Raw genomic sequence first — 14,182 nt, 5'->3', positions numbered from 1 at the left:
TAGATAAAACTTTTAAGAGAGGACTGAAATTTATGCAAATTAATAAAGTTGAAATCTGTGGTGTAAATACATCTGAACTTCCAGTACTTAAAAATAATCAGATGACCGAACTTCTTCACAAGATAAAAGATGGGGATGAAGAAGCAAGACAGCAATTTGTAAGAGGTAATTTAAGACTAGTTTTAAGTGTAATACAAAAATTCAACAATAGAGGGGAAAATATAGACGATTTATTTCAAATTGGATGTATAGGACTTATAAAGGCTATTGATAACTTCGACTTAAGTCAAAATGTAAGATTCTCAACTTATGCAGTCCCTATGATTATAGGTGAGATAAGAAGATATTTAAGAGATAACAATCCAATAAGAGTAAGTAGGTCATTAAAAGATATTGCATATAAGGCCTTACAAGTAAGAGAAAGACTTGTTAGATCAAATTCAAAGGAACCTACAGTATCTGAGATATCTAAGGAATTAGAATTACCTATTGAAGATGTTGTAATGGCATTAGATGCAATACAGGATCCTATATCATTATTTGATCCAGTTTATCAGGATAATGGAGATGCAATATTTGTTGTGGATCAAGTTCAAGATAAAAAAGATACAGATGAAAATTGGTTACAAGAAATTGCCTTAAAAGAGGCCATAAAAAAATTAAATAGCAGAGAAAGGTTAGTTTTAGATCTTAGGTTTTATAAAGGAAGAACTCAAATAGAAGTAGCTGATGAGATAGGTATATCGCAAGCGCAAGTATCGAGAATAGAAAAAAACGCATTGAAAAATATGAGAAAATATATATAATATATAGTATAAGAAAAATCGTTGGTATATAATGCCAACGATTTTTCTTAGAACTGAGAAAACATTTTTAAAAATTGAAAAATTTTTCTTAATATGTGATAAGAATAGGAGTTAGACCATGTTAACATCATCAATAGGATATATGATCTTGCGTACATTTCCAGAAAGTCTAGTAACTATATTTTGTGGGATGTTGCTTATGGGAATAAAATTAGATAATAAAGAAATATTAAAAAAAGGATTTTTATTAGGTGTGATAGTAATAGCGATAAGATCTTTACCTATAAATTTTGGAGTACATACAATATTATCTATGATAGCTTTAGGAATAATGTTATACAAAATGTCAAATGGTGATTTATTAAGAACAGTAATATCAACATGCTTATTTTTTATAGCACTTGCCATGAGTGAAGGGATATATATTTTTATAGCAACAAGTTTATTAAATATACCAATAGAAATTTTAACCAATCAAGACGGACCAATTTCAGCTATAAGAACGTTACCGTCACTTTTAATAGCTATAGGAATTGTATTTTTACTAAAAAAAATAGTTATGGAAAATGTGAACCAATATATTAAGAGGGGATAATTATGGGGATAATAGAGGAGTTATCGTTAAAAGCGTCGAATAAGTTAGGGAAGAAGCTTGATAAAAATGATGAAGAAATAGCAGTTATAAACTATGGGCTATTTACAATATTACATACTAGTTTAGCAATAGTTGTAACGATAATAGTAGGTTTATTAACTAAAACATTAATTGAAATTATGACAATATCTATAACATCCGCTATTTTAAAAAGGTATTCTGGAGGTGTGCATGCAACTAGCCCAGAGAGATGCACTTTAATAGGAGTTATATTAGCATATATACTATCTTATATATCAATAAGTATAATGGATATTGATATGAGTATTACTATATTAATGATAATATCTATAATAGGATTTTCTTATTATATTTTATATAAAAAATGTCCAGTACCATCAAAGAATAAACCTTTGAAAAAAGAAAGTACTAGAAAAAAATTAAGAAAAAAAGCCTTTAATCTAATTAATATATATGTAGTTTTAATTATAATATTACTTAGTATATATTCAATAAACAATGTTACAATTGCAAAAAGTATAGCCTTATCAATGGTACTAGGAATAGGACTTCAAGTGTTTGTATTAACTAGCCTAGGGGGCAGACTTATCAACTTGTTAGATAATTTTTTTAATATAAATAAGTTTTTATCTAAAAATATGTCTTAAATATATTTAGGGCAAAATAAAATGTAAGGGGGAAATAAGATGGATTTCTTATTAGGTTCAGTATCTGATTTATTAACTAAAGTTGCAGAAGGAGCATCAACATATTGTATGCTTATATTCTTTGAACCAGAAGTACCAAAGTCATTAAGAGAAGAATAATAAAAAATCATGAGGATTTACTCCTCATGATTTTAATTTAATAAAGACAGTTCTAGGTGAAATCTATGCAAAATTTTGATAAAAAAAGAAATAAAAAAGTTTTTGAGATAATAGTTATACTAAAGGTTATATACGTTATATCAAGTTTATTAGCTATAGCAAGTTTTGTAACTTTTGAAGAACAAGCAAAGGATGCAATAACTATTACAATATCAATAAGTATAATATTAACAATATTAATGGGTTACTTTTTATGGATATCTATTTATACTAAAAATAGAATAGATAAGTCTCCTAAATTTTTAGATTACTTAGAAACATCTATACTGATAGGAATGTTTATAATAGTAGTATTTTTCACAGGAAAAGCAGAAAGTGGATATAAATTACTTAGTATATTTATAGTTATAATATCCTCAATACAGTTTGGGAAAAATTATGGTGTAGCATCTTCTATTATTCAAATAGTAGCAATACTAGCTATTAGTATAATGTTTACAAGTGGAAATGAAGAAATGTTAAGGTTATATTTTGAAAGAGATTTAGTTCTTAGTGCAGCCTTATTTGTTATAGCTATTATACTAGGTATGTATGTTGATACAGAAAGAGAACATAGTAAGGAATTAAGAGAATTAGCAAATAAAGATGAATTAACTGGATTATACAATCATAGGTATTTTCAAGAATATCTTAATAATACACTAATAGAAGCAGATAAAAATGATAAAGAAGTTTCTTTATTATTTATGGATATAGATTACTTTAAAAATTATAATGATGTAAATGGGCATCAAGCTGGGGATTTATTACTTGAAAAGATTGGGAAAATATTAAATGAAAATATGAGAGAAAATGATATAGTTGCAAGGTATGGTGGAGAAGAATTTGCAGCAGTACTTCCTGACACAACAGAAGAGGATGCTATAAAAATTGGTGAAAATATAAGAAATGCAATACAACAGACTGAGTTTGAAGGTCAAGAAAATCAACCAAACAAAAATATTACTATATCAATAGGTGTATCATCTTATCCAAATAGTGCTATTAATAAACATCAGCTTATAAACACAGCAGATGATGCCTTATATAGAGCAAAATCTTTTAATAAAAATAGAGTAGAGTCATACCACAGTATATTATATGACTTATGCAGAGAAATAAATATACCAGAAGAAACAATAAAATCATTAAAAACATTTATAAATATGATAAATATAAAAGATAGATATACATATGGCCATACGGAGAGAGTAGTTATTTATTGTAAGTGGTTTGCGCAGTCTATTGGATTAAGTGAACACGATCAAGCACAAATACAGATAGCAGCATATTTACATGATATTGGTAAGCTAGAAATTCCTGAAGAAGTTTTAAATAAAAAAGGTAGACTTACAGACGAAGAATTTAATATGCTTAGAAATCATCCTCAAGCAGGAGTTGACCTTATACACCATATAGCGCCACTAAAGGATTTTAGATCTATAATAAGACACCATCATGAAAGGTATGATGGGAAAGGTTATCCAGATAAACTTCAAAAAGAGGAGATTCCATATTTGGCAAGAATGATTACTATTGCAGATAGTTTTGACGCAATGACATCTAATAGACCATATAACACAAGGAAGAGCCATGAAGAAGGAATACAAGAATTGAGAGCTAATGCTGGTACTCAATTTGATCCATATTTAGTTGAGAAGTTTATAGAGATGTTAGAAAAATATAAAGATAATTTTTAAAAAATAGCCTATAAAGGTTATTTTTTTTTGTACAAGTACATATTTATTTTTGTAAGGGAGGGGATTATAATGTTAAGAGTATCTGATATAATGGAAAAGGAAATCATAAACATTAAAAATGGAAAAAGAATGGGATTTATAACTGATATAAATTTAGATATAAATGAGGGAAAAATAATGTCTTTTACAGTTAGTGGAGATGGAGGAAGAAGTCTATTTTCAAGAGGTGATGAAGGACAAGTTATATTTTTTAATGATATACTAAAGATAGGTTGTGATACTATAATAGTAAATATAGGTTCAGAACTAAATATAGACGATTTTAATATATAGCCAACAAAGGAGGATATAGATATGCAATGCCCTTACTGCAACTATAAAGAATCTAAAGTAGTAGATTCAAGACATACAGACAGAAAGTCTATAAGAAGAAGAAGAGAGTGTGAATCTTGTAAAAAAAGGTTTACTACTTATGAGAAAATAGAGATGACACCTGTAATGGTAGTTAAAAAAGATAATAATAGAGAATATTTTGATAGAGAAAAGTTAAAAAATGGAATACTAAAGTCTTGTGAAAAAAGACCTGTATCAGTAGAGCAAATAGATGACATAGTATACTATATAGAAAACGAAATAAATAAGCTTTATATATCTGAAATAGAAACTGGGGAAATCGGAGAAATGGTAATGGATAGGCTAAAAGAGGTTGACGAAGTAGCTTATGTTAGATTTGCATCTGTATATAGACAATTCAAGGATATAAATACTTTTGTAGCAGAGCTAAAAAATATATTAACAGAGAAAGGTAACTAGCATGGAAAAATTCATAAGAGTAAATGAAATAGATAAAAATTTAGACTTTGTAAATTTAGCTGTAACTCTTAAAAATGTAGATGCAAAGTCAAAAGATGATATGTTAACTGTTTGTAAAGAAGGGAACTTTAATTTTAAAAACTTAACAAGTAATGTACAAATACATTCAGATATAGTTAATGTAGTTGAAAAGTTTGATATAGGATTAAAAAAGGATGGAGATGCACTTATAACAAACTTAATAAATACTCCACTATTAATATTTACAGCAGATTGTGTTCCAATAGCTTTAATAGACAAGAAAAATAAAGCTATTGGGCTTATCCATGCTGGATGGAGAGGGACTTATTCAAAAATAGTTAAAAATACTATAGATAAAATGATAGAAAAATATAACACTAATCCAAAAGATATAGTAAGTGTTATAGGACCATCTATAGGTAGATGTTGTTATGAAGTTTCAGAAGAGCTTATAGAAAAATTTAACACAATTCTTACAAACAAAGATGAAAAATTTTATATAATAAAAGAAGGGAAGTATCATTTAGATTTATGGAATGTTAATGAACAAATATTAAAAGAATGTAATGTTAAAAAAGAAAACATAATAAACTTAAATATTTGCACAAGTTGTGAAAGTGATAGATTCCATTCTTACAGAAAACATGATAAAACAAATGAAAGAATAGGTATGATACTAGAGATAAAATAAAGAGGTGAATTAATACCATGAAAGTAAAAGTACTTGTTATAGATGATGAAATGCATATAGTAGAGCTTTTAAAGTTCAATTTAGAAATGTCAAATTATGAAGTTGACTATGCATACGACGGAATAGATGGATATATAAAGGCAAGAGAATTAAAGCCTGATTTAATATTATTAGACTGGATGTTACCTAATATAAGTGGTATTGATGTACTTAGAAAGATAAGAAGTGACAAAGAATTAGCTAATACGCCAGTTATAATGCTTACTGCTAAAAATATGGAAAATGATAAAGTAGAAGGGCTTGAATTTGGTGCTGATGATTATATGACAAAGCCATTTAGTATAAAAGAACTACTTGCTAGAATAGGTACTGTACTTAGGAGGTGTAATATAAAAGTAAAGGCTAAAGAATCTACATTATCTACTGGAGACTTAAAAGTTGATTTAAGTAAACATGAGGTATATAAAGGAAGCGAAAAAATAGAACTTACTCTTAAGGAATTTGAATTATTAAAACTTTTACTAGAAAATAAAGGAAAGGTTCTTTCTAGAAATTATTTATTAGATAAAATATGGGGATATGAGTATTATGGTGAGACAAGAACAGTAGATGTTCATATAAGATATCTTAGAAAAAAAATTGAAAGTGAAAATGAATCGGACAAGTATATTCAGACAATTAGAGGTGTTGGATATAAAATTGATTAAAATATAACTTAGGAGATAACAACATGGAACAGTTAAGTACACTAGGGTATTCTATTTTATTAATATCTATAATAATCTCTATATTATCAATACGATATACTTTAAGATTAAGAAAGTATTTAGAAGAATTCATATATGTTTCTAAAAAAATAAGTAATAAAGAATTTCATTCAAGAATAAGTAGTACAGCTAAAGGTGATTTAGGTGAACTAAGCAGAAACTTTAATGAAATGATAGAAATAATGGACAAAACCATAAGTGATTTGGACTATAGCAATTTACAAAAAACTTCTATACTAAAAAGTATATCTCATGGAATTTTGGCTATAGATATAGATGGAAATATAATGCTTATAAATGAAGAAGCTAAAAGAATGTTAAAATGTGATAATGGTATATTGGTAGAAGGAAAAAATATAAAAAATGTAATAAAAGAAGAAAAGTTATTAGAAGAAATAAATACGTTTAAAGGTTGGAAGCAAAATAAAACCGATGAACTAAAAATTAATGATGATTTAGTATATAAGGTTAGCATAGACCCAATATATCTTGAAAGTATAAAGCACATAATAATAGGTTCTATAATAAATATACAAGATATAACTGAAAAAGTTAAATTAGAACATATGAGAAGTGATTTTGTAGCAAATGTTAGCCATGAATTAAAAACACCTTTAACATCAATAAGTGGTTTTGTAGAGACCTTAAGACTAAATGAAAATATTGATGTACAAACTAGAAATCGATTTTTAAGTATAATCGAAACTGAATCAGATAGATTAAAAAGATTGATTGATGATATATTATTACTTTCATTTATCGAAAATAATGAAAAGATAGTTTACGAAGGTGTATCCTTATATAATGTCTTTTTAGAAGTATATGAAATGACTAATTATATAGCAAAATCTAAAAATATAAACTTAACTTATGAGTTTGATGATAAATCGATTGTAGTATTTGCAAATAGAGATTATATAAAACAAGTATTTTTAAATCTAATAGATAATGCAATAAAGTATACTCCAGAAAATCAAGGTAAGACAGTAAAGGTAAGTGTAGGTACAAAACAAGATAAAATCATAATAAAAGTAAAAGATGAAGGTATAGGTATACCTAAAGAAGATATAAATCGTATATTTGAGAGATTTTATAGAGTTGATAAAGCAAGAAGTAAAGAAGTAGGCGGTACAGGTTTAGGTCTTGCTATAATAAAGCATATAGTTAAGTCTTTAGGTGGAACAATAGAAGTAAAAAGTGAATTAAGACATGGTAGTGAATTCGTAGTTAATATACCTGAGAAAATTTCCTTTAAATAAAGGAAATTTTTTTTTGTTTTTGCACAAACTATTATCATGATATTTTAAATTAGGAACAATAGTTGTAAAAACAAAGGAGTTGATATGATGGAAGAGAGTGTATTAAGGGAAGGTGTTTTTAGACATTCGTTTATGGTAGCATCTATTCTAGGTATATTATGCAGAGCATTAGTTCTTAGGGTTGTAGATAAACAATATCCAAGAAGGCCTCAGGATTATCTAGAACAAATAATAACATCAGCACTAGCTGCATTTTTAGGAGCAATAGCCCTTCCGGCTCTTTTAGAAAATGAATTCTCTGCACTAACATTTTTTGCAATAGCAATACAACAATTTCAAGGCCTGGCAGAGCAAGAAAGAATAACCTTAAAAAATATTGACGAAGCAGAGATAGTGCCAAAAGGATCAGCTTATGTAGAAGAGATAGCTTCGACTTATGAATCTAGATGTTATATAAGTTTACTATCATCATTAATGGCATCAGGCTTATTTATACTATTTAATAACTATTTATTATATGGATTTTTAGTATCAACGATAGCAGCAGCTATAGGTGCTGGAATTATAGGGCTTATAATAAGAAGATATTTAAGAAGAGATAGTATAGCAGATGTAGCAGAAGTTAGAGAAGCTAAGATTCATTTTGATAAATCAGTTCTTAAAGTAAATGGAGTTTATATAGGGAACATAGGTTTAGAAGATACTAGAAATAGATATTTAAATGAAGGATTGGCAATAGAAATAATTCCTAAAAGCTTAGGTGATTTTGGTATAGTAAGTGATATAGGACAAAGACAAGCTATAATACATAATATATTTATTCATATGGGTGTAGATAAAGATGTAGATGAAAAAGACATATTAACTATATCAGAAACAGATTTTGATAAACGTTCAGTAGTAATACCTTTTATTCCAATAATGAAGGATATAGAAACTATGATTGAAATAGCAAGAAGTACTCCTATTATAGAAACAGCAAAAGGCAAAAATAGTGATTACAAAAAAACTATATAAAAATAAAGAGGTGGTATTATGGATACAGCATTTGTAGTGGCCTTATCAATAGGTGTGCTATCTAGGTTAATAATGTTAAATGTAGATAAAAAACAATACCCTACACAACCAAACGTGCTTTTAACACAACTTGTGTTAGCATTTGTAGCTTCAGCATTAGGAGCATTAGTTGTTCCTGCTTTACTAGAGAAGTCATATACATCAATTACATTTTTATCATTGGCAGCAGAACAGTTTAGAAAAGTAAGAGAAAGTAGAAGAAATACACTTCAAAACTTAGAAGATATTCAATTAGTTAAAAGAGGAAGTGCGTTTATAGAAGAAATAGCAAGAACATATGAAGTAAGAAATTATATGTGTATAGTAACATCTTTTTCAACTATATCTTTGTATCATTTTATGATAAAAGAATTTAATATATCTCAAAATAGTAGCTTACTTATAAGTGGGGTATTTGGACTTATATTAGCTATAATACTTAAAAAATTATTAAAAAGAAAGTCTATTGAAGACATAGCAGATGTTCGACAAGTAGAAATAAAATTTGTTGATGAATCAATTCTTCAAGTAGGAGATTTAAAGGGAATAACAAATGTAGGTCTTGAAAGTGATAGACAAAGATATTTAGAAAATGGAATAGGTATAGAAATTATACCAAAAGACAACAATTATATAAATGCAAGTGTATTATACGATGCAGGACAAAGGCAAGCTATAGTATATAATATATATTCAAGAGTAGGACTTTTTAGAGATGATAATGAACCGGCATTTGTACCTCTTCCAAGAAGACATCCTAAGAAACAAAGTATAATGATAGCTTATGTACCAATAGAGAGAGATGTAGAAAAAGTATTAGAGGCTGTTAGGTCTTGTCCGATATTATCTAGTTCAAAAGGTAGAAATCTATCTATTAATTATAAAATAGGCGAGAAAGGAAGTGTATAATATGGGAGAAAATATGGGTTTAACAGAATATACATTAGCAGTAATAACTACAGATAAAAATATGAAATTTGGTGGAGGATGTCCTATATTTTATGCAGAGGATGATAAAGATCTTCAACATAAAGCAATGCTTATGGCAAAGAGCGTTGGAGGAATGGTTCATGATATGACAAATGGAACATTAATCGTAGTTAAACATTAAAGGTACCTTTTAGGGTACCTTTTAACTTATTGCAAATATTGACTAATTTCAGCAAACCGTGGTATTATAAAACGATGTAATCATATGGAGAAAAGTGGTGAAAGTTCATGGAAGTAAACGTAAAGAAAATGAATAACGTAGTTAGCAAAGTTTATAATAATAGTATTGCAGAGGAACTAGGAATAGAGGTAGGAGACATACTTATTTCTATAAATGGCCAACCAATACAAGATATAATAGAATATAGATTTTTATTAAGTGATGAATACTTAGAAGTTGAGATACAAAAAATAAATGGTGAAATATATGTATATGAGATAGAAAAAGAATATGATGATGATTTAGGTATAGAATTTTCTAACCCTATAATAGACAAAGCTAAAAGTTGTAGAAATAAATGTGTATTTTGCTTTATAGATCAACTTCCAAAAGGAATGAGAGAAACTCTTTATTTTAAAGATGATGACTCAAGATTATCATTTTTACAAGGTAACTTTGTAACTCTTACAAATATGAGTGAAGAAGATATAGATAAAATAATAAGATACAGAATAAGTCCAATAAATATATCAGTTCATACTACAAACCCAGAACTTAGACAGAAGATGATAAAAAATAAGTTTGCAGGTAAATTATATGATATAATGAAAAGATTAGCAGATGCACAGATACAAATGAACTGTCAAATAGTTTTATGTCCTGGATATAATGATAAAGAAGAATTAGAAAGAACAGTATCTGATTTATCTAAATTATATCCATATGTAAATAGTGCAGCAGCAGTTCCAGTAGGTATAACTAAGCATAGGGATCATTTACCTAACTTAGAGATATTTAACGAGAAAACTGCAAGAGAGACTATAGAACAAGTTGAAAAATTACATGAAAAATATCTAAAGGAATTAGGAACAAGATTTATATTCTTATCAGATGAATTTTATGTAATGGCTAATAAAAAATTATTAGACTATGATGAATATGAAGGATTTATACAATTTGAAAATGGAGTAGGAATGATTAGTAAGCTTGAAAGAGAAATACAAGATCAACTAACTACTTTATCTGAAGAAAAGATAAATATAAAAAAGAAAGTTTCTATAGCAACAGGGCATTCTGCATATGAATTTATATGTAAAATGGCAAAAGAAATAATGGATAAGTGTCCTAATATGGAGATTAACGTTTATAAGATAATAAATAATTTCTTTGGAGAGACAATAACTGTTTCTGGACTTATAACAGCAACAGATATAATGGATCAATTAAAAGGTATAGATTTAGGAGAGACTCTTTATATACCAAGAAGTATGCTAAAAGCAGATGAAGATATATTCTTAGATAATATAACTTTAGAAGAATTAAACAATAAAATGGGAATTGAAGTAATACCTTGCTTAAATGAAGGTAAAGACTTTGTTGATAAAATATTAAAGTAGAGAAGGGAGATTATTATGAGCAATAGCAATAATAGACCGATAGTTGCAGTAGTAGGAAGACCTAATGTTGGTAAATCAACATTATTTAATAAACTAGCAGGAAAAAGAATATCTATAGTAGAAGATACTCCAGGAGTAACTAGAGATAGAATATTCACTGAAGTTGAGTGGTTAGACAGATACTTCACATTAATAGATACAGGTGGTATAGAGCCAGATAATGGAGATATAATACTATCTAAAATGAGAAATCAAGCAATGCTTGCTATGGACATGGCTCACATTATAATGTTTGTAGTTGATGGAAAGGCAGGACTTACAGCAGCAGATAAAGAAGTTGCACAAATACTTAGAAAGACTAGTAAACCAGTTATATTAGTAGTTAACAAAATAGATAATATAAATCAATTTGATAACATATATGACTTTTATGAATTAGGATTAGGAACTCCATTTGCAATATCTAGTGCTAATGGAATGGGACTTGGAGACTTACTAGATGAAGTAATAGCATTTTTCCCTAAAGGATTAAATACAGAGTATGACGAAGATATAATAAAGATAGCTATAACAGGAAAGCCTAATGCAGGAAAGAGTTCTATAGTTAACAAGATGTTAGGAGAAGAAAGAGTTATAGTAAGTCCAATAGCTGGAACTACTAGAGATGCTGTAGATACTTATCTAGAAAGAGATGGACAACAGTTCATGCTTATAGATACGGCAGGTATAAGAAAGAAAAGTAAGATATATGAAACAGTAGAAAAATATAGTGTTATAAGATCTATGGCAGCAGTAGATAGAGCAGATGTTGTAATGATAGTAATAGATGCAGCAGAAGGTATAACTGAACAAGATACAAAAGTTGCAGGTATAGCACATGATGAAGGTAAAGGATGTATATTCGTTGTTAATAAGTGGGACTTAATAGAAAAAGACAACAAGACTTTAGGAAATTACACAAAAGAAATAAGAGAAAAGTTCCCATTTATGATGTATGCACCAGTGCTATTTGTTTCTGCTAAAACTAATCAAAGAATGAATAAAATATTAGAAACTGCAGAATTTGTAGCAAACGAAAATGCTAAGAGAGTATCAACATCAGCATTAAACGATGTAATAGGTGAAGCTGTAATGTTAAATCAACCACCATCAGACAAAGGAAAGAGATTAAAAATATACTATGGTTCTCAAACAGGAGTTAAGCCACCTAAGTTTACGTTATTTATAAATGACAAGCAGTTAACTCACTTCTCATATCAAAGATATCTTGAAAATAAGATAAGAGAGAACTTTGGATTTGAAGGAACTCCTATACACTTTGAATACAGAGAAAAAAGAAGGTAATAAAATTACTTAAGGGGGATTAGTATGCTTAACTATTTAATAATTTTTATAATTGCTTATCTTTTAGGAAATATATCAACATCATATATTATTGCTAGAAGATTAGCAGGAGTGGACATAAGAACTCAGGGATCGGGAAATGCAGGTTCTACTAATGTACTTAGAACTCTTGGAAAAAAGGCAGGTCTTATGACATTTGTAGGAGACTTATTAAAAGGAATAATAGCCGTATTATTAGCAGGTATAATTGCTAAATATATTGGACTAGACCCACTTACAGCTAAGTATATAGCTGTTGTAGGAGTTGTTAGTGGTCATAACTGGCCAGCATTTTTAGGATTTAAAGGTGGAAAAGGAGTTGCTACATCTTTAGGTTCTATGATAGCAGTTAATCCTATAATGGCCTTAAGCTGCTTTTTAGTATTTTTAATAATAGTTTATATAACTAAATACGTATCACTAGGATCAGTACTTAGTATATCACTTTCTCCAGTAATAATGATATTTAGTCAAAATACAAAAGGTGTACTAGTTACATTATTTTTAACTCTATCAGTTATATATACTCATAGAGAAAATATAAAAAGACTTATAAATAAAACAGAAAGAAAAATTGGAGAAAAAAAATAAAATAGTATCTAGGTGGTGTTTTTAATGGAAAAAGTATGTATTTTAGGAGCTGGAAGTTGGGGAAGTGCATTAGGTTTAGTACTAGCTAAAAAAGGCTATGAAGTAAGCATATGGACTTTAAGTCAAGAACAAGCTGATAAAATAAATAAGACAAAAGAAAATATAGATTATTTACCAGGGGTTTTATTCCCAAATAACATAACACTTACAACATCTTTAGAAGAAGCAGTACTAGACAGTAAAATTATAGTATTAGCAGTACCTTCTCAAGCTATAAGAAGTGTTTCAAGTAGCCTAAAGCCATTTGTAAAAGATGAACAAATAGTAGTAGATGTTGCAAAAGGATTAGAAAGAGGAACTGGGCTTAGACTATCAGAGGTTGTAGCTGAGGAGCTTCCAAATAATCCTTATGTAACTTTATCAGGTCCATCTCATGCAGAAGAAGTTGCAAGAGATATACCTACTACAGTAGTAGTTGCATCAGAAAATTTAGAAGTGGCTCAAATAGTTCAAGATATGTTTATGACACCTAAATTTAGAGTGTATACTAACCCTGACATAGTAGGAGTTGAACTTGGTGGAGCTCTTAAAAATATAATTGCATTTGGTGCAGGTATATGTGATGGTTTAGGATATGGAGATAATGCAAAAGCTGCACTTATGACTAGAGGTATAAGAGAAATAGGAAGATTAGGAGTTAAAATGGGTGCTAATTTATCTACTTTCTCAGGACTATCAGGTATAGGTGATTTAATAGTTACTTGTACAAGTATGCATAGTAGAAATAGAAGAGCAGGAATTCTTATAGGGCAAGGAAAAAGTTTAGAAGAAACTCTTGCTGAAGTTAAAATGGTAGTAGAAGGTATAACTGCTACAGAAGTTGCTTATGATGTTTCTAAAAAGCTAGGTATAGATATGCCAATTACAAGTGCAATATATTCTGTACTTCACGAAGGTGCAAATCCAAATGAAGTAGTAGCAGATTTAATGATGAGAAACAAAACACATGAAATAGAAGAAGTAGTGGAAGATAAGCTAGGATTTTAATCCTAGCTTTTTTATTTTAAAAATTAAAAATGACAAGCAT

General features: G+C 28.4%; 17 protein-coding genes. All 17 read left to right on the top strand.

The window, feature by feature from the left end:
• Window positions 1-32: 32 nt before the first annotated feature.
• The 17 genes from sigG to I2H23_RS07095 all read left to right on the top strand — a co-directional run bounded on the left by sigG (window position 33) and on the right by I2H23_RS07095 (window position 14,142).
• Window positions 33-806, top strand: a complete 774-nt coding sequence (gene sigG / locus I2H23_RS07175) for an RNA polymerase sporulation sigma factor SigG (RefSeq protein WP_092924178.1) — start codon at window positions 33-35, stop codon at window positions 804-806.
• Between the two features lie 118 nt (window positions 807-924).
• Complete coding sequence (locus I2H23_RS07170; RefSeq protein ID WP_092924181.1) at window positions 925-1,401, top strand: hypothetical protein; 477 nt, start codon at window positions 925-927, stop codon at window positions 1,399-1,401.
• Between the two features lie 2 nt (window positions 1,402-1,403).
• The gene (locus I2H23_RS07165; protein WP_092924184.1) at window positions 1,404-2,069 is read left to right on the top strand and encodes an accessory gene regulator ArgB-like protein; all 666 of its coding nucleotides are present in this window, start codon (window positions 1,404-1,406) and stop codon (window positions 2,067-2,069) included.
• A gap of 39 nt (window positions 2,070-2,108) precedes the next feature.
• Window positions 2,109-2,228: a cyclic lactone autoinducer peptide gene (locus tag I2H23_RS07160; RefSeq protein ID WP_092924187.1), complete on the top strand. Its 120-nt coding sequence runs from the start codon at window positions 2,109-2,111 to the stop codon at window positions 2,226-2,228.
• A 65-nt stretch (window positions 2,229-2,293) separates the two neighbouring features.
• Window positions 2,294-3,967 (top strand): bifunctional diguanylate cyclase/phosphohydrolase, encoded by a 1,674-nt coding sequence (locus I2H23_RS07155; RefSeq protein ID WP_195581380.1) that lies wholly within the window; start codon window positions 2,294-2,296, stop codon window positions 3,965-3,967.
• 69 nt (window positions 3,968-4,036) lie between these two features.
• Entirely contained in the window at window positions 4,037-4,300 is a 264-nt protein-coding gene (locus tag I2H23_RS07150; RefSeq protein ID WP_092924192.1) for a YlmC/YmxH family sporulation protein, read from the top strand.
• Window positions 4,301-4,321: 21 nt separating this feature from the next.
• Entirely contained in the window at window positions 4,322-4,780 is a 459-nt protein-coding gene (gene nrdR / locus I2H23_RS07145) for a transcriptional regulator NrdR (protein ID WP_092924195.1), read from the top strand.
• A 1-nt stretch (window position 4,781) separates the two neighbouring features.
• Window positions 4,782-5,492, top strand: a complete 711-nt coding sequence (gene pgeF / locus I2H23_RS07140; RefSeq protein WP_195581379.1) for a peptidoglycan editing factor PgeF — start codon at window positions 4,782-4,784, stop codon at window positions 5,490-5,492.
• A gap of 17 nt (window positions 5,493-5,509) precedes the next feature.
• Window positions 5,510-6,199, top strand: coding sequence for a winged helix-turn-helix domain-containing protein (locus I2H23_RS07135; RefSeq protein WP_195581378.1), 690 nt, complete (start codon window positions 5,510-5,512; stop codon window positions 6,197-6,199).
• Between the two features lie 23 nt (window positions 6,200-6,222).
• Window positions 6,223-7,518 (top strand): HAMP domain-containing sensor histidine kinase, encoded by a 1,296-nt coding sequence (locus tag I2H23_RS07130; protein ID WP_195581377.1) that lies wholly within the window; start codon window positions 6,223-6,225, stop codon window positions 7,516-7,518.
• Between the two features lie 87 nt (window positions 7,519-7,605).
• Window positions 7,606-8,535, top strand: a complete 930-nt coding sequence (locus I2H23_RS07125; RefSeq protein ID WP_092924207.1) for a YIEGIA domain-containing protein — start codon at window positions 7,606-7,608, stop codon at window positions 8,533-8,535.
• An 18-nt stretch (window positions 8,536-8,553) separates the two neighbouring features.
• Window positions 8,554-9,483, top strand: coding sequence for a YIEGIA family protein (locus I2H23_RS07120; RefSeq protein ID WP_195581376.1), 930 nt, complete (start codon window positions 8,554-8,556; stop codon window positions 9,481-9,483).
• A 1-nt stretch (window position 9,484) separates the two neighbouring features.
• On the top strand, window positions 9,485-9,685 hold the full coding sequence (locus I2H23_RS07115; RefSeq protein WP_092924213.1) for a capping complex subunit for YIEGIA: 201 nt from the start codon (window positions 9,485-9,487) through the stop codon (window positions 9,683-9,685).
• A gap of 107 nt (window positions 9,686-9,792) precedes the next feature.
• Window positions 9,793-11,121: a DUF512 domain-containing protein gene (locus tag I2H23_RS07110; protein ID WP_092924216.1), complete on the top strand. Its 1,329-nt coding sequence runs from the start codon at window positions 9,793-9,795 to the stop codon at window positions 11,119-11,121.
• Window positions 11,122-11,136: 15 nt separating this feature from the next.
• Window positions 11,137-12,465, top strand: a complete 1,329-nt coding sequence (gene der / locus I2H23_RS07105) for a ribosome biogenesis GTPase Der (RefSeq protein ID WP_195581375.1) — start codon at window positions 11,137-11,139, stop codon at window positions 12,463-12,465.
• Between the two features lie 24 nt (window positions 12,466-12,489).
• Window positions 12,490-13,095, top strand: coding sequence for a glycerol-3-phosphate 1-O-acyltransferase PlsY (gene plsY / locus I2H23_RS07100; protein ID WP_166505897.1), 606 nt, complete (start codon window positions 12,490-12,492; stop codon window positions 13,093-13,095).
• Window positions 13,096-13,119: 24 nt separating this feature from the next.
• Window positions 13,120-14,142, top strand: a complete 1,023-nt coding sequence (locus I2H23_RS07095) for an NAD(P)H-dependent glycerol-3-phosphate dehydrogenase (protein WP_166505896.1) — start codon at window positions 13,120-13,122, stop codon at window positions 14,140-14,142.
• Window positions 14,143-14,182 lie beyond the last annotated feature (40 nt).

Origin of the sequence: Romboutsia sp. BSD2780061687b_171204_C1, assembly GCF_015560225.1 — a bacterium.
GTDB classification, from domain to species: Bacteria; Bacillota; Clostridia; order Peptostreptococcales; family Peptostreptococcaceae; genus Romboutsia_C; species Romboutsia_C hominis.
Note: the sequence above shows the minus strand (reverse complement) of the source record. Positions and strands in the feature narration are given on the sequence as shown.